At 68.8% G+C, this 22,054-nt stretch carries 17 protein-coding genes, 1 tRNA gene and 2 pseudogenes; 9 read left to right on the forward strand and 11 right to left on the reverse strand.

Annotation, left to right across the window (positions count from 1 at the left end; translation table 11 throughout):
* Positions 1 to 9: 9 nt before the first annotated feature.
* Positions 10 to 1,592: pseudogene (locus A5775_RS08960) on the forward strand (DUF222 domain-containing protein).
* Positions 1,593 to 1,744: 152 nt separating this feature from the next.
* Positions 1,745 to 2,482 carry an SIMPL domain-containing protein gene (locus A5775_RS08965; protein WP_067250901.1) on the forward strand — a complete coding sequence of 246 codons (738 nt, stop codon included), beginning with the start codon at positions 1,745 to 1,747 and terminating at the stop codon, positions 2,480 to 2,482.
* A gap of 10 nt (positions 2,483 to 2,492) precedes the next feature.
* Here A5775_RS08965 and hpt read toward each other — a convergent pair whose 3' ends face one another.
* From hpt to dacB, 4 genes are read right to left on the reverse strand one after another with little or no spacing between them, the layout of a single operon-like run.
* Positions 2,493 to 3,104, reverse strand: a complete 612-nt coding sequence (hpt, locus tag A5775_RS08970; RefSeq protein WP_067250905.1) for a hypoxanthine phosphoribosyltransferase — start codon at positions 3,102 to 3,104, stop codon at positions 2,493 to 2,495.
* A 50-nt stretch (positions 3,105 to 3,154) separates the two neighbouring features.
* Positions 3,155 to 4,129 carry a tRNA lysidine(34) synthetase TilS gene (gene tilS / locus A5775_RS08975; RefSeq protein WP_067250908.1) on the reverse strand — a complete coding sequence of 325 codons (975 nt, stop codon included), beginning with the start codon at positions 4,127 to 4,129 and terminating at the stop codon, positions 3,155 to 3,157.
* Complete coding sequence (locus A5775_RS08980; protein WP_067250910.1) at positions 4,108 to 5,166, reverse strand: zinc-dependent metalloprotease; 1,059 nt, start codon at positions 5,164 to 5,166, stop codon at positions 4,108 to 4,110. Before A5775_RS08980 ends, tilS begins: the two co-directional genes overlap by 22 nt.
* Positions 5,163 to 6,548: a D-alanyl-D-alanine carboxypeptidase/D-alanyl-D-alanine-endopeptidase gene (dacB, locus tag A5775_RS08985; RefSeq protein WP_067250914.1), complete on the reverse strand. Its 1,386-nt coding sequence runs from the start codon at positions 6,546 to 6,548 to the stop codon at positions 5,163 to 5,165. Before dacB ends, A5775_RS08980 begins: the two co-directional genes overlap by 4 nt.
* Positions 6,549 to 6,665: 117 nt before the next feature.
* Between dacB and A5775_RS08990 the strand changes: the two genes are divergently transcribed.
* Complete coding sequence (locus A5775_RS08990; protein ID WP_067250917.1) at positions 6,666 to 7,154, forward strand: inorganic diphosphatase; 489 nt, start codon at positions 6,666 to 6,668, stop codon at positions 7,152 to 7,154.
* Here A5775_RS08990 and A5775_RS08995 read toward each other — a convergent pair.
* Complete coding sequence (locus A5775_RS08995; protein ID WP_067250921.1) at positions 7,151 to 8,221, reverse strand: DUF475 domain-containing protein; 1,071 nt, start codon at positions 8,219 to 8,221, stop codon at positions 7,151 to 7,153. The genes A5775_RS08990 and A5775_RS08995 overlap by 4 nt on opposite strands.
* A 124-nt stretch (positions 8,222 to 8,345) precedes the next feature.
* Between A5775_RS08995 and A5775_RS09000 the strand changes: the two genes are divergently transcribed.
* The 3 genes from A5775_RS09000 to A5775_RS09010 are packed head-to-tail and all read left to right on the forward strand — an operon-like array spanning position 8,346 to position 10,668.
* Entirely contained in the window at positions 8,346 to 9,596 is a 1,251-nt protein-coding gene (locus A5775_RS09000; protein ID WP_067250924.1) for a hypothetical protein, read from the forward strand.
* 35 nt (positions 9,597 to 9,631) lie between these two features.
* Positions 9,632 to 10,330 carry a glycosyltransferase family 2 protein gene (locus A5775_RS09005; RefSeq protein ID WP_067250926.1) on the forward strand — a complete coding sequence of 233 codons (699 nt, stop codon included), beginning with the start codon at positions 9,632 to 9,634 and terminating at the stop codon, positions 10,328 to 10,330.
* Positions 10,327 to 10,668, forward strand: coding sequence for a DUF2304 domain-containing protein (locus A5775_RS09010; RefSeq protein ID WP_064940286.1), 342 nt, complete (start codon positions 10,327 to 10,329; stop codon positions 10,666 to 10,668). The genes A5775_RS09005 and A5775_RS09010 overlap by 4 nt, the downstream gene beginning before the upstream one ends.
* Here A5775_RS09010 and A5775_RS09015 read toward each other — a convergent pair.
* Positions 10,665 to 11,609 (reverse strand): NAD-dependent epimerase/dehydratase family protein, encoded by a 945-nt coding sequence (locus A5775_RS09015; protein WP_067251378.1) that lies wholly within the window; start codon positions 11,607 to 11,609, stop codon positions 10,665 to 10,667. The two genes, A5775_RS09010 and A5775_RS09015, sit on opposite strands and share 4 nt — an antisense overlap.
* Between A5775_RS09015 and A5775_RS09020 the strand changes: the two genes are divergently transcribed.
* A complete protein-coding gene (locus A5775_RS09020) occupies positions 11,575 to 13,392 on the forward strand; it encodes a hypothetical protein (RefSeq protein WP_231995134.1) in 1,818 nt (605 codons plus the stop codon). The two genes, A5775_RS09015 and A5775_RS09020, sit on opposite strands and share 35 nt — an antisense overlap.
* Here A5775_RS09020 and A5775_RS09025 read toward each other — a convergent pair.
* Positions 13,389 to 14,186, reverse strand: a complete 798-nt coding sequence (locus A5775_RS09025) for a hypothetical protein (RefSeq protein ID WP_067250930.1) — start codon at positions 14,184 to 14,186, stop codon at positions 13,389 to 13,391. The two genes, A5775_RS09020 and A5775_RS09025, sit on opposite strands and share 4 nt — an antisense overlap.
* 1 nt (position 14,187) lies before the next feature.
* Positions 14,188 to 15,390, reverse strand: a complete 1,203-nt coding sequence (locus tag A5775_RS09030; RefSeq protein ID WP_067250933.1) for an aromatic ring-hydroxylating dioxygenase subunit alpha — start codon at positions 15,388 to 15,390, stop codon at positions 14,188 to 14,190.
* A gap of 92 nt (positions 15,391 to 15,482) precedes the next feature.
* On the opposite strand from A5775_RS09030, the pseudogene A5775_RS26215 reads away from it, so the two are divergent.
* Positions 15,483 to 15,689, forward strand: a pseudogene (locus A5775_RS26215) (TetR/AcrR family transcriptional regulator); the annotation flags it as partial.
* 406 nt (positions 15,690 to 16,095) lie between these two features.
* Here the strand turns inward: A5775_RS26215 and A5775_RS09035 are convergent.
* Positions 16,096 to 16,171, reverse strand: a tRNA-Thr gene (locus tag A5775_RS09035).
* Between the two features lie 54 nt (positions 16,172 to 16,225).
* Entirely contained in the window at positions 16,226 to 17,443 is a 1,218-nt protein-coding gene (locus A5775_RS09040) for a DNA polymerase III subunit delta' (protein ID WP_156660630.1), read from the reverse strand.
* Between the two features lie 98 nt (positions 17,444 to 17,541).
* Between A5775_RS09040 and A5775_RS09045 the strand changes: the two genes are divergently transcribed.
* Positions 17,542 to 19,203 carry an adenylate/guanylate cyclase domain-containing protein gene (locus tag A5775_RS09045; RefSeq protein WP_156660631.1) on the forward strand — a complete coding sequence of 554 codons (1,662 nt, stop codon included), beginning with the start codon at positions 17,542 to 17,544 and terminating at the stop codon, positions 19,201 to 19,203.
* Here A5775_RS09045 and topA read toward each other — a convergent pair.
* Positions 19,200 to 22,013 carry a type I DNA topoisomerase gene (gene topA, locus A5775_RS09050; RefSeq protein ID WP_067250939.1) on the reverse strand — a complete coding sequence of 938 codons (2,814 nt, stop codon included), beginning with the start codon at positions 22,011 to 22,013 and terminating at the stop codon, positions 19,200 to 19,202. The two genes, A5775_RS09045 and topA, sit on opposite strands and share 4 nt — an antisense overlap.
* Between the last annotated feature and the right edge of the window lie 41 nt (positions 22,014 to 22,054).

A 22,054-nucleotide genomic window follows, 5' to 3' on the forward strand; every position in this document is an offset into this window, starting at 1 on the left:
ATCGCACGTATGTTCGAAGTACCGTTCGGATCCCACCGCGCTGGTCGCGGTGATCGAGTCCACCCATCGGGAGGAATCGATGCTCGTGGCGCGCCGCCTGGCGGCGGTGGCGGCCTTGCTTCGGCATCGCGTGGCCACTGCTGAGCACGCCGAACAGGAGTACGCGGAAATCGACGGCTTCGAGCAGACCGCCGCCGAGGTCGCCGCGGCGATGAACCTCTCACCCATGGGTGCCAGTTTTTTGGTGTCCCACGCCGAAGCGCTGGACACCCGGGTGCCCAAGATCGCGGCCCTGCTGGCCGACGGGAGAACCGACTGGCGCACCGTGCGCCTGATCATCACCCGCACCGACCTGATCACCAACGAGGAACTGATCGCCAAGATCGACCAGTCGCTCGCCGCGCGCATCGGCAACTGACACGGTTGGTCGAGGCAGCGCATCGTCAACGCGGTCGACGCCGCCGTACGGTCCACCGATCCCGACGCCGCCCGCGAGCGCCGCCTCGAAGCCGAAACCGAGCGCCACATCGCGATCACCGCCACAGACAACGGGATGGCCGAGATCAATGGCTCCGTCGCCGCGACGGCCGCGGTGGCCTTCGACCGCCGACTCTCCCAACTTGCCACGCAGGTGTGCCCCGCCGACCCGCGCACCATGGACCAGCGCCGCGCCGACGCGTTGGCCGCGCTGGCCGAAAACCGCGGGTTGGCCTGCGCCTGTGGGCAATCCGAGTGCCCGATGCGGGTGGACGACGATAAGCGTGATCGAACCGAACCGGTGCGCAGGTGATCATCAACGTGATGGCCAGCGAGCAGACCGTCTACGCCGATGGCGCCGGGCCCGGTTACCTGGAGGGCTATGGCGTCATCGACGCCGAACAGGTGCGTCAGTTGGCCGCCGCCGCATCGCTGCTCGTCGCCAACCCGGTGACCAGTCCGGTCGAGGCGCTGCGTTACCAACCGTCGGCGGCGCTGGAGCGGGCCGTCCGGTGCCGCGATCTCACCTGCCGCTTCCCCGGCTGCAGTCGGCCGGCGATGGTGTGCGATCTCGACCACACCGTTCCGTTCAACCACCACTATCCGGCGGCGGGCGGACGGACCGTAGCGGAGAACCTCAAATGCCTGTGCCGCCAACACCATCGGCTGAAGACCTTCGGTGGATGGCGCGACGAGCAATTGGTCGACGGCACCGTGATCTGGACTTCGCCGACGGGAACAGGTATCGGACTTCCCCCGCGGGTGCCGATCTGTTTCCCCAGCCGCGCGGTCCGGCATGTGCGGCGCCGGCGCGAAAACGACGAAGCCGCTCCCGACAACGAAGCGGGCGAATCGCACAGGCGCGCAAACACAATCGTGAGCAGCGGCCGATCAACGCCGCCCGGCGTCAGCTGGAACAGGACCGCAAAGACGAAATCGCTGCGCGCAAGTTCCGAAACCACATGCGCGACATGCTTTTCCTGTTCAAGGGAACGCCGAGCACCAGCCCGTACTGCACCTGGGTGAACGATCCCAGAGAACCGGAGGAATTGCCGCCGGATTGGGTGCCCGACGAACCCGCCCTGCAGCCATTGCCCGACGATCCACCCTTTTGACGGGCCCTGAAGACGGCCGGCACCCTGCTCGAATCACCCTCCCGCCGGGGTTGGGCGATGACCGTGGGTTTGAAACCGTGTCGGGTGGTGACGAAGTGGGCTGCGACGCTGCGTCCCGCCCGACCGGCGGGCCAGCGGCTAGGGTGCCAGGCATGCCGGTCGCAACGAACGCCTCGAGTTTTGTCCGCCGCTCGATCGCGGTAGCGGCGGCCTGCCTGACCGTCGCCGCGGCGTCGGCGTGCGACGAGCACAGCCCGTCACAGCCCGGGGCAAACCCCCGGCAGGTAACGGTTTTGGGGACCGGGCAAGTTCAAGGCGTCCCGGACACCCTGACCGCCGACGTCGGCATCGAATTCACCGCCCCCGACGTCACCACCGCGATGAACCAGACCAACGACCGCCAACAGGCGGTCATCAACGCGCTGCTCGCCGCGGGCGTCGACCACAAGGACATCAGCACCACCGAGGTCACCCTGGCGCCGCAATACAACAATCCCGGACCCAGCGGCACGCCCGACATCACCGGATACCGGGCCACCAACGCCGTCACCGTCAAGATCCACCCGCCCGATGCGGCGTCGCGGCTGCTGGCCCTCATCGTCGGGACGGGCGGTGACGCCACCCGAATCAGATCGGTCCGCTATTCCATCGCCGACGATTCACAGCTGGTCAAGGACGCCCGCGCGCGGGCGTTCAACGATGCCAAGAGCCGCGCCGAGCAATACGCCCAGCTGTCCGGGCTTCGGCTGGGGCGGGTGCTGTCCATCTCGGAGGCCACCGGCAACCCACCGCCGGTCGGCGCACCGAGGGCCATGCCGTCCATGGTCCCGCTGGAACCCGGCCAGCAGACCGTCAACTTCTCGGTCACCGCGGTGTGGCAACTGGACTGAGCCCAGCAAGCTATTGCTGGTAGACCCTGGGGTCCAGGGTGCCGATATAGGACAGGTCGCGGTAGCGCTCGTCGTAATCGAGGCCGTAACCCACGACGAAGTCATTGGGGATGTCGAAGCCCACATAGGCGATGTCGACCTGGGCGCCCTTGGCGTCGGGCTTGCGCAGCAGCGTGCACACCCGCAGCGACCGCGGATGCCGCGTGGTGAGATTGCGCAGCAGCCAGGACAGGGTCAGACCCGAGTCGACGACATCCTCGACGATCAGCACATCGCGGCCCTGAATATCGCGGTCCAGGTCCTTGAGAATTCGCACCACACCCGACGAGGACGTCGAAGTCCCATAGGAACTGACGGCCATGAATTCGAACTGGGTCGGCACCGGGATCGCGCGGGCCAGATCGGTGACAAAGATCACAGCGCCCTTGAGCACGGTGATCAACAGCAGGTCCTGACCCGTCTCGCTGGCGGCGTCGCGGTAGTTCTGCCCGATCTCGTGGCCGAGTTCGGCGATTCGCGCCTGAATTTGCTCCGCCGTCAGCAGGACAGACTTGATATCCCCGGGGTAGAGCTCCGCGGGCTGAGCGGGGGTGATCGCCGAGGAGATCTGGGCCACGACCACAGAGTGCCACGCCGGCGGGCGGATAACCAACGGCGGCCCCGATATTGCGGTCAGTGGACCGGTTTGCCGACCGGCTCGCGCCACAGCGTCAAGACGCCGTCGCGACGGCCCGCGAACAACCGCTCATCGGGCAGGGACGAGCCCACCGCCACCCCGCCCTGGCCGCGCCAGGCGGTGACGAGGGCGTCGACCCCCCGAATCTGCTTGTCGGTCAGTCCCGTTGCGCCACCGGCCAGCAGCCAGGCCCGGATCACGCGGCGCCGGACGGGGGCGTCCAGAGTCGCCAGCGCCGCGACCCGCAGCCCCGAGCCCGCCTTGGCCCCGGGCAGCGCGCGGGCGGCCAGCGTGTCGATCAATTCGCCGTCCTCCCGCAACGCGGTCGCGGTGCGGGCCAGCGACTCGGCGACACCCCCGCCGAGCACGTCTTCGAGCAGCGGCAACACCTCGGTACGCAGCCGGGCCCGGGTGAAGCGGCGGTCGCTGTTGTGCGGATCCTGCCACGCGGTCAGGCCCAGCTCCCGGCATGCGTCGTGCGTCACGGCCCGTCGGACCTGCAACAACGGCCGGCACCAGGGCGGATCGTAGGGGCGCATCCCGGAGATCGAGCGCACTCCCGATCCCCGGCCCAGCCCCAGCAGCACCGTCTCGGCCTGGTCGTCGAGCGTGTGGCCCAGCAGCACCGGACCGTCCTGGTAGGCGGCCAGGGCCGCGTAGCGGGCAGCACGCGCCGCCGCTTCGGGACCGCCTTGGGTGCCCACCTGCACCCGAATCACTTGTGCCCCAACACATCCCAGGGAGACAGCGTGTGCACGGGCGGTTTCGGCGACGGCGGCCGAGCCGGGTTGCAGGCCGTGGTCCACTACCACGGCGGTGGTGGGTCGCAGCCGGGCGGCCACCGCGGTGAGCGCCAACGAGTCCGGGCCACCGGAAAGCGCCACGCACCATTGGTCGACGGTGGCCAGGTGCGCCTTGATGAACGCCTCGACCGCCGCGCGCAGCGCGCCTACAGCACCCGGTCGATCCATTGCTGGGGTTCTTCGATCTCGACGGGCAGCGGCAACGTCTCGGGACCCGTCCAGATGGCGTTGAATCGCGCCATTCCCACCTGACCCACGACGTGGTCGACGAACGCTTTGCCGCGGGTGTATTGGCTGAGCTTGGCGTCGAGGCCCAGCAATGCCCGCAGCAGGCGCTGCAGGGGCGGTTGCTTGCGGTGGCGACGCTCGTCGAAGCGGCGGCGGATGGTGGCCACCGACGGCACCGCCATCGGGCCGACGGCATCCATGACGTGGTCGGCGTGGCCCTCCAACAGCGTGCCCAGCACCAGCAGCTGATCCAGGGCGTGGCGCTGGGGCTCGGACTGCACCGCCCGCACCAGACCGAGAATGCCCTGCGAGTTGGCGTCGGCTTCGGACTCCCCGCGATTGCGGGCGTAGTCGGCGAGCCGGCTCATCACCTGCCCCAGGTCGTCACCGGCGTCGCGGGTCAGCACGCCGAGCGCCTGCGACATGTAGTCGGGCAGCCACGGGTTGGCGGTGAACTGCACCCGATGGGTGACCTCGTGCAGGCACACCCACAGCCGGAAATCCGACGGCTCGATTCGAAGCTGCCGCTCGACGGCGATGACGTTCGGGTACACCAGCAGCAGGCTCCCCTCTTTGGTGGCCTCTTGGCCGCTGGCGAACGGGTCGTACTGGCCGAGAATGCCCGACGAGACGTAGGCCAGGACGGCGCCGGTCTGCGCGCCGGTGAGCCGGCCCGTGAGAAACCCGCGCGGCTTCTCGGCGCCGTTCATCATCACCCGCATCGACTCGGCCGCCGCGGCGATCCACTCCGGGCGGTCGACGATGCGGGCGGCGGGCACGGCGCCATCGGCGACCAGGCCGGTGACGTCACGCACCAGGGGTTCGGCACTGGCGGCCGCGCCCACGAGTTCGTCGGTCACCTGACGCCGGGTGTAGTCGCTGGACGGCGGGCCCGGCCGGGCCAACCGCCGGCCCACCGTGGCCGCGAATTGCCAGTCGACCGCGGTGCCCAGCGTCAACTCCGGTGCCGGCGTCATGAGCACCCGCAGAACCAGAGCCGAGTCGCCAACGCGTCCATCACGTTGCGGCCGGTCGGGCCCGCCTCGTTGGAGATGAACGCGAAGGTGAGCACTCGGCCGCTGCGATCGGTGAGCACCCCGGCCAACGCGTTGATGTCGGTCAGCGAGCCCGTCTTGGCCCGCAACCAGCCGGCGGGGCCCTGGCTGGTCGAGGCGTCGATGAACCGGTCGCCCAGCGTCCCGCTGCCGGCGGCGATCGGAAGCAGATCCAGCAGCGCCCGCAGCGCCGGCTGGTCAGGCCCGGCGGCGGCCTGCAGTACCCCGTCGAGCGTCTTGGCCGTCAGCCGGTCGTCGACCGAAAGCCCGCTGGAATCCAACAACGCCGCACCTGCGGTGTCGACGTGGGCGGTGCTCAACCGGTTGGTCACCGCGTCGGCCGCGCCGGCGAAGCTGCGCGGCCGGTTGATTGCGGCCGCCACCTCGCGGGCGATGCATTCGGCCATCACGTTGTCGGAGTGGTCCATCATCTCGGACAGGCGCTGGACCAACGGCGCCGACTGCACGACGGCCAGTTGCCGCGCTCCAGACGGCGCCGTCGTCACCGTCACCGCGCCGGGATCGAGGTTCAGCGCCTTGGCCAGCTCGCGGCCGGCATCCAGCGCCGGCGTCCGGGACCGTCGGGAGTTGACCGTGGTCGGCTGGATGCGTCCGGCGTCGATCATCACCGACTCGATCGGCGCGATATCGCCGTTGTCGACGTCGGCGGGATCCCAGCCCTGCGCCATCGTCGGCCCGCTGAACGCCGAGGTGTCCACCTGAACCGCGGTCGGGGTCACGCCGCTGCGGCGGATCTGTTCGACGAGGTCGCTGATGCGGGCCGCGCCCCGGTACCAGGTGTCCTGCCCGGGCGGCGCCGCGGACAGCACCGGATCGCCGGCGCCCACCAGCACGACGGGACCCTGGGCGTTCTGACTGCCGGCCACCACCCGCGTGCTGATCCGGGCCTGGCGGTCCAACGTCAGCAGGGCGGCGGCCGCCGTCAGCACCTTGTTGGTCGACGCCGGCACCAGCGGCATATCGTCGGCGACCTGCCACAGCTCTTTTCCGGTGAGGGCGTCCGTGATCCGGCCACCCAGCCTGCCCAGGTTGGGGTCGCCCGCCACGGGCGCCAGCGCAGCGCTCACGCCGGGCCCACTGGGTAACTCGGCGGAGTCGCTCACCGGGACCATGCCGGGCTTGACCGTGGGCGCGTGCGGAGGCGGGATCGGGGCGCGCGCGCTGCCCGCGCCGTGCCCGGTCGTGGTGAAAAACGTTGCCGCCACCACCACAGCAGCGACGAACGCCAGCACGCCCAACCCGATGAGCACTGGGGTGGATTTTTGCCAGCGAGTACGGGCCATCACTCTCCTGACTGTCTCCCAGCCATTCTGCCGAATCGGCGGCGATGGGCTCGACTAGGGTGTAGCAGGGCAAAATTGGCCTGCCCGATGCAGACACCCAGACAAGGAGCCGACGCGGTGGAATTCGACGTAACCATCGAGATCCTCAAGGGCCAGCGCAACAAATACGAGGTCGATCACGAGACCGGACGGTTGCGTCTGGACCGCTACCTGTACACCGCGATGGGCTACCCGACCGACTACGGCTTCATCGAGGACACCCTCGGCGAGGACGGCGACCCGCTGGACGCGATGGTGCTGTTGCCGCAGTCGGTGTTTCCCGGGGTGATCGTGGAGGCCCGTCCGGTGGGCATGTTCCGGATGACGGACGAAAAGGGCGGCGACGACAAGGTTTTGTGCGTGCCGGCCGGCGACCACCGCTGGGACCACATCCAAGACATCGGCGACGTGCCGGAGTTCGAGCTGGAAGTGATCAAGCACTTCTTCGTGCACTACAAGGACCTGGAGCCGGGCAAGTTCGTCAAGGCGGCGGACTGGGTTGGCCGCGCGGAGGCCGAGGCCGAGATTCAGCGCTCGGTGGAGCGCTTCAAGACGGAGGGGCACTAGCCCGATGGCGCCTTGCGCCGGTTGCGCAGCAGGCTCCAGCCCAGCGCCGCTCCGATGACGATCACCCCGACCGAGGCGGTGACCGCCTCGGGGGCCTGCCAACCCGGGTCGATGGATGCCAGCATGATCACGGCCAGCGCGCCGATCGCCCAGTGCGCGCCGTGTTCCAGGTACACGTAGCGGTCCAGCGTTTCCTGTTTGACCAGATAGATAGTGATGGACCGCACGAACATCGAGCCGATCAATCCGAGGCCCAGCGCGATGACGATCGGGTCCGACGTGATCGCGAAGGCGCCGGTGACGCCGTCGAACGAGAACGCGGCATCGAGAACCTCGAGATAGAGGAACAGGGTGAAACCCGCCCTGCCGACCGCCTCGCCGGCCGTTATGTCCTCGGCGCCGGCCGGCCGAACCGCGCGACTCAAACCGTTGACCACCAGGTACATCACCAGCCCCAGCACCCCGAAGGTCAGCACCGTGGAACGCTCGTCGGCCGAATGCGTCAACCGCGAGCCGACGAGCACCAGCGTGGCGCCGGCGACCACGACCGGCACCTGGCCGAGCCGTCCGATGCGGGCGAAGGGGACCTCAATCCACTTGAGCCACTTGGTATCTCGGTCATGGAAGAGGAAATCCAGGAACAGCATCAACAGGAACATTCCGCCGAATGCCGCGATCTGCGGATGGGCGGACAGGATCATCTTTTCGTAGCTCGGCGAGCCGTCGGGAAATTCCAGCGCGCCGTGCGGCGGCGGATGCAGCGCGAGTTCCAGAGCGCGAACGGGCGCGATCCCGGCGCTCGCCCACACGATGAGCAACGGGAACAACAGGCGCATACCGAAGACCGCGATGAGGATCCCGACGGTCAGAAACATCTGCTGCCAAAATCGGCTCATCCGCTTCAGGATCGTGGCGTTGATGATGGCGTTGTCGAACGACAGCGACACCTCGAGGACGGCCAACACCAGCAGCAGGAAAAGGTCTTTGACGCCGCCGTGGGCGTACCCGAGCGCAAGGGCCACCGCGGTGAGCAACAGCGAGATGCCGAAGATGCGGTAGGCGGCCATGGGTCCTTTCCGACAGCCGCTCACATTAGCGAACCTGATCGCCGCGCCGGGCGGTCGGTTCGGGCCCTTACTATTTTCAAGTTGTGGCGATACATCGGCGCGGTCCGCTGAAGGCGCTGCCCCGATGACCGAGCTCAGCGCCTCACAGGGGCCGGTGGCGCGCGGCAGCATGGCCCGCGTCGGCACCGCCACCGCCGTGACCGCCCTGTGCGGCTACGGGGTGATCTATCTGGCGGCCCGCGACCTGGAGCCGAGTGGCTTCTCGGTGTTCGGGGTGTTTTGGGGCGCCTTCGGGCTGGTCAGCGGCGCCGCTTTCGGCCTGCTCCAAGAAACGACCCGCGAGATTCGCGGGATGCCCTACCTCGATGTCGCCCCGGCCAAACGCACCCACCCGCTGCGGGTCGCCATGCTGATCGGCGTGGCCGCGGCAGTCGTGATCGCGGGGACCGCGCCGTTGTGGAGCGCACGGGTTTTCGTCGAAGCGCGCTGGCTGTCGGTGGCGCTGCTCAGCGTGGGGCTGGCCGGCTTCTGTGTGCACACCACCCTGCTGGGCATGCTGGCCGGCATCAATCAGTGGACCCAATACGGGGCGCTGATGGTGACCGACGCGGTCATCCGGGTCGCGATCGCCGCGGCCGCCGTCGTGCTCGGCTGGCATCTGACCGGCTTCCTGTGGGCGACGGTCGCCGGGGCGATTGCCTGGCTGATCTTGCTGGTGGCCTCGCCCGTCACCCGGGCCACCGCCCGCCTGCTCACCCCGGGCGGCACCGCGACCTTCCTGCGGGGCGCCGCGCATTCGATCACCGCGGCCGGGGCCAGCGCCATCCTGGTGATGGGATTTCCGGTGCTGCTCAAGCTGACCAGCGCCGAGCTCGGCGCCGAGGGCGGGGTGATCATCCTGGCCGTCACGCTGACCCGCGCGCCACTGCTGGTGCCGCTGACGGCCATGCAGGGCAACCTGATTGCGCACTTTGTCGACGAGCGCAGCGCCCGGGTTCGTGCGCTGATCGCCCCGGCCGGGATCGTCGCGGCGGTCGGCGCAATCGGGGTGGTGGCCGCGGGCGCGGTGGGCCCCTGGCTGCTACGCATCGCCTTCGGGCCGCAGTACCAGGCCAGCAGCGCCCTGCTGGCGTGGCTTACCGCGGCCGCGGTGGCGATCGCCATGCTGACGCTGACCGGCGCCGCCGCGGTGGCCGCCGCGCTGCACCGCGCCTACTCGCTGGGTTGGGTCGGCGCCACCGTCGCGTCGGGGTTGCTGCTGTTGCTGCCGCTGTCCCTGCAGACCAGGACCGTGGTCGGGTTGCTGTGCGGGCCGTTGGTGGGAATCGGCGTCCATCTGGTGGCGCTGTCGCGCGCCGGACGCGCAACGAGCTGATCTGGCCTGCACCAGCGTGTACCTTGTGGGCTTAGATGGGTACGGAAACACAATATTCGGGCGTCTGGGTCGTCATTCCCGCCTTCAACGAAGCGGCTGTCATCGCCGAGGTGATAGCCGATGTGCGCTCGGTATTCGATCACGTCGTCTGCGTGGACGACGGCAGCGCCGACGGCACCGGTGAGATCGCCAGGCGGGCGGGCGCCCACCTGGTCCGGCATCCGATCAACCTCGGGCAGGGTGCGGCCATCCAGACCGGCGTCGAGTATGCCCGCAAGCAGCCCGGGGCCGAGGTTTTCGCCACGTTCGACGCCGACGGCCAGCATCGCGTCAAAGACCTGGCCGCGATGGTCGACCGGCTGCGGGCCGGGGACGTCGACGTCGTCATCGGGACCCGGTTCGGCACCCAGCAGGTTGCCCGCCCGCCGTTGGTGAAACGGATCGTGCTGCAGACCGCCGCGCGGTTGAGCCGGCGCGGACGCCGGCTTGGCCTGACCGACACCAACAATGGGCTGCGGGTGTTCAACAAGAAGGTCGCCGACGCACTCGACATCACGATGAGCGGCATGAGCCACGCCAACGAGTTCGTCATGCTGATCGACGAAAACCATTGGCGCGTCGCCGAAGAACCGATCGAGGTGCTCTACACCGACTACTCGAGGTCGAAGGGGCAGCCCCTGCTCAACGGCGTCAACATCATTTTCGACGGTTTCCTGCGAGGGAGGACACCATGAACTGGATCCAGGTGCTGCTGATCGGATCGATCGTCGCACTGTTGGTCTATCTGCTGCGGTCGCGCCGCAACGCGCGGTCGCGGGCCTGGGTCAAGGTCGGCTATGTGGTGTTCGTGCTGGCCGGCATCTACGCGGTGCTGCGGCCCGACGACACCACCGTCGTGGCGCAGTGGTTCGGGGTGCGCCGCGGCACCGACCTGATGTTGTACGCGCTGATCATGGCGTTCTGCTTCACCACGCTCAGCACATACATGCGGTTCAAGGACTTGGAGTTGCGCTACGCGCGACTCGCCCGGGCGATCGCGATGGATTCCGCGCAGGCACCCGAAGCCGGCTAACCGGCGTGCGACCGCCGGAAGTAATCCACCGTGCGGCGCACGCCTTCGGCCAGCTCGACCTTCGGTCGCCAACCCAAAACCTGTGCGGCTGAACCGATGTCGAGGCAGGAACGCTTGAGGTCACCGAGGCGCGGCGGCGCGAATTCCGGGTCATCGGGCCCCCCGACAGCCGCGGCCACCGCCGAATGCAATTGCCGGTCCGAGGTTTCGACCCCGGTGCCGATGTTGAAGCGCTGCCCGCCGCCGGCGTCCGCGGACGCCCTGACGAAGGCGTCCACCACGTCGTCGACGAAAACGTAGTCGCGGGTGTTGCTGCCGTCGCCGAAAACCTTGGTGGGCTTACCCGATAGCAGCGCCTGCGCGAAGATCGCGACCACGCCGGCTTCACCGTGCGGGTCCTGGCGGGGCCCGTAGACGTTGGCCGGCGCGATGTGCGAGCAGTCCAGGCCGTACAGGTGGCGGAAGGTGTTCAGGTAGATCTCGCCGGCCACCTTCCCGGCGGCATAGGGCGAAGCAGGATCGGTGGGGGCGTCCTCATTGGTCGGGTACTGCGGCGGGATCCCGTAGATGGAGCCGCCCGAGGAGGTGTGCACGACCTTGCGTACCTGCGCGCGGCGCGCGGCCTCGGCCAGGCGCACCGTGCCGATGACGTTGACCGAGGCGTCGAACTGCGGGTCCGCCACCGAGTACCGCACGTCGATCTGGGCCGCCAGGTGGAACACCACCTCGGGGCGGTGCTCGTCGAGGATGGCCTCCAGATCGGCGGTCACGATGTCGGCCTCGACGAAGACGTGTGCCGGGTTGTCGGCCAGGTGCTCGAGGTTGCTCGCACGGCCGGACGCGAAGTTGTCCAGCCCCACCACCGTGTGGCCGTCGGCCAACAGACGGTCGACTAGCGTCGAGCCGATGAATCCGGCTGCCCCGGTAACCAGTGCACGCACCGGCCCACCATACATAGCGGCGGCGGCCGCCGCGCTCATCGCGGTGCAGCTGGCGGTCCGCGCGGCGCTAGCCTTCGGCGGCTACTTCTATTGGGACGACCTGATTCTGATCGGCAAGGCCGGCACGCACAATCTGCTCGCGCCGTCGTATCTGTTCCACGATCACGACGGGCACGTCATGCCGGGGGCATTTCTGCTCGCGGGCACCATCATCCGGCTGGCGCCGCTGGACTGGACCTGGCCGGCGATCAGCCTGGTGGTGCTGCAACTGCTGGCGTCGCTGGCGTTGTTGCGCGCGCTGCACGTCATCCTCGGCTGGCGGCCGGTGCTGCTGATCCCGTTGACGTTCGCGTTGTTCACTCCGCTGGCCGTGCCGGGATTCGCGTGGTGGGCGGCGGCGCTGAACTCGCTGCCGATGCTGGCGGCGCTGGCCTGGGTGTGCGGCGACGCCGTCCTGCTGGTGCGCACCGGCAATCGGCGCTACGCGGTGACCGGGGTGTTGGTCTACTTCGGCGGGCTGCTGTTCTTCGAGAAGTCGGCGGTGATCCCGTTCGTCGCGTTCGCGGTGGCCGCGCTGCTGTGCCACGTGCGCGGCGATGGGGGCTTGGGGTCGGCGCTGGTAACGGCGTGGCGGGCCGGGCTGCGGTTGTGGGTCGCGGCGCTGGCGCTCACCGCCGCGTGGGTGGCGCTCTATCTGGCGGTGGTCAATCAGCAGCGGTGGAGTTCCGACCTGTCGATGACGGGGCGGCTGCTGGCGCGATCCATCACGCACGGCATCGTGCCGGGGCTGGCCGGTGGGCCATGGCACTGGGACCGGTGGGCGCCGGCCTCGCCGTGGGCCACACCCCCGCCGTCGGTGATGGCGCTGGGCTGGCTGGTGCTGGCGGGCGCGCTGGCGGTGTCACTGGTGCGCAAACGGCGCATCGGGCCGGTGTGGCTGGCCGCCGCCGGCTACGCCGTGGCCTGCCAGGTGCCGATCTATCTGATGCGCTCGTCGAAGCAGACCGCGCTGGAACTCGCGCAGACGCTGCGCTATTTCCCGGATCTCGTCGTCGTGCTGGCGCTGCTGGCCGCCGTCGCGCTTAGTGCCCCGAACCGGCAGAACGGGCCACGCCGGCTCGACGCGTCGCCCCAGCGCGCCGCGGTGACCGCGGGTTTGGCGGTGTTGTTCGCGGCCAGCAGCCTCTACTCGACGGCCACGTTTTTGACCAGCTGGCGCGACAACCCGGCCCAGCCCTATCTGCGCAACGCCGAGGCTTCGCTGGCGGCCGCCCACGCGGCCTCGGACGCACCGTTGCTGGATCAGGAGGTCGATCCGCTGGTGCTGCAGCGGGTGGCCGCACCGGAGAACCTGGCCAGCCACATGTTCGCCCTGCTGCGGGATAGGCCCGAATTCGCGCCCGCGACAACGCAATTGCGCATGCTGGACAGTACCGGTCATCTGATCAAGGCGCGGGTGACCTGGGTTCGCACCATCGCGCCGGGGCCGATGCCGCAGTGCGGCTATTTCGCGCAACCGGACAAACCGGCGCGCCTGGTGCTCGACGGGCCGCTGCTGCCCGCCGACTGGACCGTCGAACTGAACTACCTGGCCAACAGCGACGGGTCGATGACGCTGTCGATGACGCAGGGGCCCGAGGTCAAGGTGCCGGTGCATCCGGGACTCAACCGGGTGTTCGCGCGCCTGCCGGGCGCCGGGGATGCGATCACCGTGCGAGCCAACACCGCCGCGCTGGCGTTGTGCATCGCGTCGGGTCCGGTGGGTCTCCTGGCGCCGGCCTAGCCAGCGGCGCCGAGCTCGGCCAAGGTCTGGGATCGGGCGGTAACCGCTGTGACGGACGCGACGGCGCCGTCGGCGACGTGAGCGATTCCGGCGACGTGCAGCACGGCGGGCTTGCCGACGAATTGTTCGGCGGCGGCGCCCAATCCGCCTCGATAGTGGCCGCGGATGGTGACATGGAACGGAACGTCATCGCCGGCGGAGAAGAGATCGTTGACCACGACGTTGCGCGGATCGAGTACAGGCCGGTAGGCGGCGCCGGTGCGCTCGTCGTCGATCTCGTGCACCCCGGCGTCGGCGAGGTCTCCCTTTTCCAGCCAGGTGCGCACCGTCGCTTCGGCATCGGGATTCCCCGGCACCGCCTCGGTGGTCGTCCAGGGGTCGATGTGCGGGGGGATCAGCGGATGAGGACGACCGGTGGCGATCTGTGTCTGCATCGCGAAATAGTCCTGCTCGACGTAGTTTTCGGTTAGCCGGGTGCCGTTCCACTTGTACAGGCCGATGCCGCGCCAGCAGGTGAGCGCCCGCGACGGCCCAGCCGGCATGGCGGCGTGTTCGCTGAAGTGCATGCACAGGCGATCGCCGTTGAGCACGAACCCGTGAACGGCGATGCCCAGGCCGGGGGCCGCGTCGAAGATCTGGCGAACGGCTTTGGCGTAGGTGGTCGAACGCAGCAGGGCCATGCCGCTGATGTGCACGACGTAGTCGGGCTCCATGATCTGCGGGCAGATCGATTGGTCGTGTGAGTTGGTGTAGTCGATGCAGTACTCACGCATCAGTGCGACGAAGGGATGCATGTCACTCATCCGCGTCGAGACGCGTTGGTATGCAAAGGGATTCGGGGATACTCTCGGCGCCGATGGCCCGGTCGATGGACTCGTGCAGGTAATAGATGCGCCGCTCGTGGTAGCCGAGCCGCAGCGACTCGAGGGTTCCGGCATTGAGCGACCGCTGCTGGCCGGGCAAGACGTCGAGATCTTCGAACAGCACCTGGGACAGGGCCGCGATGACGGCGTCGTGGGTCTGCCGGTTCGCGTCGGGGTCCAGCGATGAGCACCAGTGGACACAGTAGGTCGACGTGGCTGGGCCGGTCGGCCAGTTGGTGATCAAGAAGACGAATCCCGTTCCGTTGAACACGATGCTCAGGTTCGGGAAGACGTGGTAGGAGAACGTTCCCCGCAACGGCAGGTCGCCCAGGCCGGGGAACACGCATGGGAACGGGGACAGCGCCGCGCCGTCGATGCCGTCGCGATAGGAGACAAGCATCCGGGAATGGCCGTTTCCCAACAGCTGGATGCCGGTCGCCGACTGTTGCAGCGCGCGGGCCGCCGAATCCCGGTGCACGTAATTGACGTGGTAGGTCTCGAGATTGGCGTCGACCGGCAGCTTCCAGTTCACCGGCACGTCGCGCACCGTGCGATCGGCCAGGTGCAGGCGGCCGTCGAGCTCGCCGAAATCGCTGAGGTCCTCAGCGACCGGGCCGAGAAACGCGGACAAGGGCTGCGCGTTCGCATCGAGGTTGACGAAGACGAGCGGACCCCACGACTCGCACCGGAGGGCACCCAGGCCATGGCACTCGCGGTCCAGGCCGGCGAAGTTCGCCGGCTCGGGGTAGCTGACCAGCTTTCCCTCCAGCGAATACGTCCAGGCGTGGAAGGGACACGTGAGCCGGCGGCCGACGTTTCCCTGTCGCTCGTCGACGAGCGCCGCCCCCCGATGCCGGCAGGTGTTGTAGAAGGCGCGAATCAGGTTGTCCCGCCCGCGAATCAGGATGATCGGCTTGTCGAGCTGATCGACCAGGAGGAAGTCGCCTGGGTGGCGCAGCTGGTCGGCGTGCGCGACGAACAACCAGGAGCGGGAGAAGACCGCCGCGGCTTCGAGTTTGGCGAAGTCCGCATCGACATAGCGCCCGGCGGGCACGGGTGGCAGCGCCCGAAACTCGGCCGGATATTCCCGCGCGTGCCGCTTGACCCCGTCGATCACCTGCGGACTCATCACCATGACGTCTCCTCGCTGCGCGGCCCGGCGTCCACTATATGAACATTTACTCATTTAACCAAGACACAGCGGTGTCCGTCCAGCACAATGGCCGCATGCCGAACAAGCAGAATGCGCCGGCGCGTCGCCCGCGGGGCCGCCCGCCCAACTCGGACGGACAACTCACCGCTCTGCGACTGCTCGACGCGGCGGCCGAGGTCTGCGTCGAACGGGGCTTCGAAGGCAGCACGCTGCCGCTGATCGCGGACCGGGCCGGTGTCTCTCCGACCGCCGTCTACAACCACTTTCCCAACCGCGAGGAGCTGCTCTACGCAGCCGCGGTGCGGGCCCTCGACCAGATCACCGCGGCCGCACTACGAGCGGGTCGCGGCGCGCCAACCCTGCAAGCCATCGCCATGGCCTATCTCCGCCCGGAGATGACGCAGCACCGGCGCCTGATCGCCGAGTTGCATCAGGCCAGCCGGCGCGATGACCGGTTGGCGTCGTTGCTGGCTCAGTGGCACCGTGACTACGGTGATCGCTTCGTCGGCGCCCTGTCGGGGACCGACCCGAACCCGCGAGCCACGACAAAGGTCGTGTTCCTGCTACTGCTCGGGCTTTGTCATTTCGACGACGTGTCGGCGATCAGGGCGTCACGCGGCGCGGTGACGGAGCGAGTCGAGCGCATGATCGAGGTGCTGGCGCCGGACCCGGTACCCCTCATTGATGTGGAGCCGCCTGGGGGAATCGAACCCCCGACCTATTCATTACGAGTGAATCGCTCTACCGACTGAGCTAAGGCGGCATACCCGCACGCTGGGCGGCACGAGTCTACGGCAGGCGCGCGGGCAGACCCAACTCAGTCGCGCAGTTCCTGGCCAATCGTGGCGACCATCGCGTCGACGGCGAACTTGGGCTTGACGTTGATCGCCAGCGCCTCCCGGCATTCGAGGACCGCCTCGATGCAGCGCAGCAGCCGACCGGGCGGGGCATGGGCAGCCAGCGCCGCGACCTTCTCGGCCATATCCGGATGGTTGGCCCGCACCGCCCCGGCGTTCGCGGAGGCCATCAGCGCATCCCGGAAATAGGTCGCCAGGTCGATCAGCGCCCGGTCCAGCGCGTCGCGCGAGGCCCGGGTCTGGCGCGACTTCTGCCGCCGCTCAAGGTCTTTGATCACCCCTGCCGCACCGCGCATCGCCCCCGCGGTGCCCTTGCCGGTGCCGCCGGCCCCAAGCGCCGTGCGCAGCTCTTCGGTCTCGGCTTCGGCGCGGTCCGCGGTCAGCACCACCGCCTCGGCTTCGGCCGCGGCCACCAACTCTTCGGCGGCGGCGTAGGCCCGCGAGGGGGTCGCGGCGTCGCGCACCAGTCCCAGCGCCCGCTCCCGGCGCGCCCGGGCCTCCGGGTCGGTGGCCAGCCGGCGCGCCCGGCCGACGTGGCCGCCGCTGACCGACGCCGCCCAGTCCGCGGTTTCCGGACTCAGGCCGTCGCTGTCCACCAGCACGTGCGCGATCGCCTCGGTCGACGGCGTCACCAGCGCCACGTGCCGGCACCGCGACCGCAACGTGATGGCGATGTCCTCGGGGTCCACCGACGGCGCGCACAGCAGGAACACCGTCGAGGGCGGCGGTTCCTCGACGACCTTCAGTAGCGCGTTGGCGGCGCCCTCGGTCAGCCGATCCGCGTCCTCGATCACCACGATCTGCCGGTGGCCGGTGGCCGGGCGCCGCGACGCGATCTGCACGATGGCGCGCATCTCGTCGACGCCGATGGACAGGCCTTCGGGAATCACCCGGCGCACGTCGGCGTGGGTGCCGGCCATGGTCGTCGTGCACGCATGGCAGCGCCCGCAGCCCGGGCCCCCGTCGTCGACGGGGGCGGTGCATTGCAGCGCCGCGGCGAAGCACAGCGCCGCCACCGAGCGCCCCGACCCCGGCGGACCCGTGATCAGCCAGGCATGTGTCATAGTCCCGGCGCCCGCTTCGCTGTGGGCTGGGTCACCGCGGGAGGCTGTGGCGGCGGCAAGCAGCTCAGCCGTCACCGCGTCTTGGCCTACCAGCCGCGCAAACACCCCGGACATCATCGGTAACAGTAGACAGCGAGGCCGACAGACACCGATCGGCTGCCGTACCGCGACCATTCCGTGATCTTCGGGGTCGTCGCCGGCCCTCGGGCGACGTGCCGAGATCGATATTAAGTTTCCGGGAGGTCACCGCCGCCCGATACGGTGGGTTGGTGACAACGGCGGCGGCACTACCGGGGCGGATCAGCGCATTCGTCCGCTGGGTGGTGCGCACCCCGTGGCCGCTGTTCGTGCTGAGCATGCTGCAGGCCGACATCATCGGCGCCCTCTTCGTGCTCGGCTTCCTGCGCTATGCACTGCCGCCCGAGGACCGGATCCAGTTGCAGGATCTTCCGGTGCTGAACCTGGCGGTTTTCGCGACCGCTTTGGTGGTCCTGTTCCTCGCCTACTCCGTAGTGAACCTGCGGCTGCTGATGCCGGTATTCCGGTGGCAGCGCCGCGACAACATGCTCGCCGAGGTCGACCCGGCCGCCACCGAACTGGCCCGCAGCCGCGCGTTGCGCATGCCCTTCTACCGCACGGTCGCCAGCATGGTGGTCTGGGGCATCGGCAGCGTGGTGTTCATCATCGCCAGCTGGTCGGTGGCCCGATTCGCCGCACCCGTGGTGGCCGTCGCGACGGCCCTGGGGGCAGCCGCGACCGCGATCATCGGCTATCTGCAGGCCGAGCGGGTGCTGCGGCCGGTGGCGGTGGCCGCCCTGCGCAGCGGGGTGCCCGAGAACGTCAAGGCGCCCGGCGTCATCCTGCGGCAGATGCTGACCTGGATGCTGTCCACCGCCGTGCCGGTGCTGGCGATCGTGCTGGCGGTGGTCGCCGACAAAACCTCCCTGCTGCACGCCACACCGGAGAAGCTGTTCACCCCGATCCTGTTGCTGGCGATGGCGGCGCTGGGTGTCGGGCTGATCAGCACGCTGCTGGCGGCCATGTCGATCGCCGATCCGCTACGCCAGCTGCGCTGGGCTTTGAGCGAGGTGCAGCGCGGAAACTACAACGCGCACATGCAGATCTACGACGCCAGCGAGCTGGGCCTGCTGCAGGCGGGCTTCAACGACATGGTGCGCGACCTGTCCGAGCGGCAGCGGCTGCGCGACCTGTTCGGCCGCTACGTCGGTGAGGACGTGGCCCGCCGGGCGCTCGAGCGCGGCACCGAGCTGGGCGGCCAGGAGCGCGACGTCGCGGTGTTGTTTGTGGACCTGGTCGGCTCCACCCAGCTGGCCTCGACCCGGCCGCCCGCCGAGGTTGTCCACCTGCTCAACGAGTTCTTCCGAGTGGTCGTGGACACGGTCGGCCGGCACGGCGGCTTCGTCAACAAATTCCAGGGTGACGCCGCGCTGGCCATCTTCGGCGCACCGATCGAGCACCCCGACTCCCCCGGCGGAGCGCTGGCCGCCGCCCGGGAATTGCACGACGAACTCTTGCCGGTTATCGGTTCCGCCGACTTCGGCATCGGGGTGTCGTCCGGCCGGGCCATCGCCGGCCACATCGGCGCGCAGGCCCGCTTCGAATACACGGTGATCGGCGACCCGGTCAACGAGGCCGCCCGGCTGACCGAGCTGGCCAAACTCGAGCCCGGTCACGTGCTCGCGTCGGCGATCGCGGTCAGCGGCGCGCTGGACGCCGAGGCCCTGCGCTGGGACGTCGGCGAGGTGGTCGAGCTGCGCGGCCGCATTGCGCCCACCCAGCTGGCCCGGCCGGTGAAGCTGGCCGCCCCGGAAGAGGTTGCGCCGCAAGAGGTTTCCAGCGACGCACACAGCTAACTGCGCTTGGCGGTCTTCTTGGCCGCCGCCTTCTTGGCCGGGGACTTGCGGGTGGCCTTCTTGGCGGGACGCTTCGCCGGACCACGGGCCCGGCGGTCGGCCAGCAGTTCGGCGGCGCGCTCGTCGGTGATCGACAACACGTCGTCGCCCTTGCGCAGGCTCGCGTTCGTCTCGCCGTCGGTGACATACGGACCGAACCGACCGTCCTTGATCACCATCGGCTTGCCCGTCGCCGGATCGGCGCCCAGCTCACGCAGCGGCGGTGCCGCGGCGCCCTGGCGCCCACGGCGTTTCGGCTCGGCGTAGATCTTCAGCGCTTCCTCGAGGGTGATGTCGAACATCTGCTCCTCGGTGGCCAGTGAGCGAGAATCGGTGCCGCGCTTCAGGTATGGGCCGTAGCGACCGTTTTGCGCGGTGATCTCCTCGCCGGAGTCGGGGTCGACACCGACCACCCGCGGCAGCGAGAGCAGCCGCAGCGCATCCTCGAGCGTGACCGTCTGCAAATCCATGGTGCGCAGCAGCGAACCGGTGCGGGGTTTAGGACCGGTGGGCTTCTTGCCCTTCTTCGCGGGTGAGGCGCTGCCGTCGTCGTCCCCGGGCGGCGGCTCCGGCAGGACCTCGGAAACGTATGGGCCGTACCGGCCGTCCTTGGCGACGATCTCGTGACCCGTCGCCGGGTCCACCCCCAGCACGCGCCCCTCCTGCGGTGTGGCGAACAGCTGCTCGGCCAGCTCGAGGGTCAATTCGTCGGGGGTCAGCGAGTCGTTGAGGTTGGCCCGCTGCGGTGTGCGCTCGCCGTCGTCACCGGTCACCATGCGCTCCAGGTACGGCCCGTTCTTGCCCACCCGGACGTAGACGGGACGCCCCTGCTCGTCGTCAAAGAGCCTGATGGAGTTGACTTCTCGAGCGTCGATGCCTTCCAGGTTGACGCCGACGAGCTTCTTCAGGCCGCCGGACCGGGCGACCGAATCGGCCACCCCATGCTCGCCGCCGAAGTAGAAGTTGTTGAGCCAGTCGGTGCGCCGCTCCTGACCCGAGGCGATCGCGTCGAGCTCGTCCTCCATCGCGGCGGTGAAGTCGTAGTCGACCAGGCGGCCGAAATGCTGTTCCAGCAAACCGGTTACGGCGAACGCGACCCAGGAGGGCACCAGGGCGCTGCCCTTCTTGTGCACGTAGCCGCGGTCCTGGATGGTCTTGATGATCGACGAATACGTCGACGGCCGGCCGATGCCCAGCTCCTCGAGCGCCTTGACCAACGACGCTTCGGTGTAGCGCGCCGGCGGGTTGGTGGCGTGGCCGTCAGGCGTGAGTTCGATGGCGTCCAGCCGCTGGCCCTGGGTGAGCTGCGGCAGCCGGCTCTCCGCGTCGTCGGCCTCACCGCCGGCCAACTCGTCCACCGTCTCCACGTAGGCCTTCAGGAAGCCCGCGAACGTGATGGTGCGGCCGCTGGCGGAGAACACCACTTCTCTGTTTCCGGAGCGGCCGCCGATCCGCAGGCTCAGCGTGGTGCCGCGCGCATCGGCCATCTGCGAGGCCACCGTGCGTTGCCAGATCAGCTCGTAGAGCCGGAATTCGTCACCGTCGAGCTCACGGCGCACCGCGTCCGGGGTGGCGAACGTCTCGCCGGCGGGCCGGATCGCCTCGTGCGCCTCCTGGGCGTTCTTCACCTTGCGGGTGTACTGACGCGGGGACGGCGAGACGTATTCCTCGCCGTAGAGCTGACGCGCCTGGTTGCGCGCGGCGTTGATCGCCGACTGAGACAGCGTCGTCGAGTCGGTACGCATATAGGTGATGTAGCCGTTTTCGTAGAGCCGCTGGGCGATGCTCATGGTGCGCTCCGACGAGAAGCGCAGCTTGCGGCCGGCTTCCTGCTGCAGCGTCGACGTCATGAACGGCGCGTACGGCCGCCGCGTGTAAGGCTTTTCCTCCACCGAGGCGACGGACAGCTGGGCGCCGCGCAGCCCGGCGGCCAATTCGGTCGCACTCGCCTCGTCGAGAATGGTTACCTCGTCGGCCTTGCGCAGCTGCCCCAGCGAGTCGAAGTCACGGCCGGTGGCAACCCGCAGGCCGTCGACGTTCGTCAAGCGGGCGGTAAAGGTGGGCGGCGACGACTGCGGGTCGGACACGCTGGCATCCAGCCTGGCCAAGATGTCCCAGTAGGACGCGCTGCGGAACGCCATACGGTCGCGCTCGCGCTGCACGATGATCCGGGTAGCCACCGACTGGACCCGGCCCGCCGACAGCTTGGGCGCGACCTTCTTCCACAGCACCGGGCTGACCTCGTAGCCGTAGAGGCGGTCCAGGATGCGGCGGGTCTCCTGCGCGTCGACCAGGTCGATGTCGAGGTCGCGCGGGTGTTCGGCGGCCTCCAGGATCGCCGGCTCGGTGATCTCGTGGAACACCATCCGCTTGACCGGAATGTTGGGCTTGAGGGTTTCCAGCAGATGCCAGGCGATGGCTTCACCCTCGCGGTCACCATCCGTGGCGAGATAGAGCTCGTCGACGTCTTTGAGCAAGCCCTTGAGCTCGCTGACGGTGCTCTTCTTCTCCGGGCTGATGATGTAGAGCGGTTCGAAGTCCGCGTCGACGTTGACGCCGAGCCGCGCCCACGGCTCGGACTTGAATTTCGCGGGCACGTCGGCCGCGGCCCGGGGCAGGTCGCGGATATGACCGCGCGACGACTCGACGATGTAGCTGGAGCCCAGGTAGCCGGCCAGTTTGCGCGCCTTGGTAGGCGACTCGACAATCACAAGTCGCCGGCGGGTGCCATTGCCTCCGCCGGCGCTGTCCTTCGTTTTCGGGTCAGCCAACTGCCCTTACGCTCCGTCCCTGATTGGTCCCCCCTGCGAGA

It is taken from the genome of Mycobacterium sp. 852002-10029_SCH5224772 (assembly GCF_001667315.1).
Lineage (GTDB): Bacteria > Actinomycetota > Actinomycetes > Mycobacteriales > Mycobacteriaceae > Mycobacterium.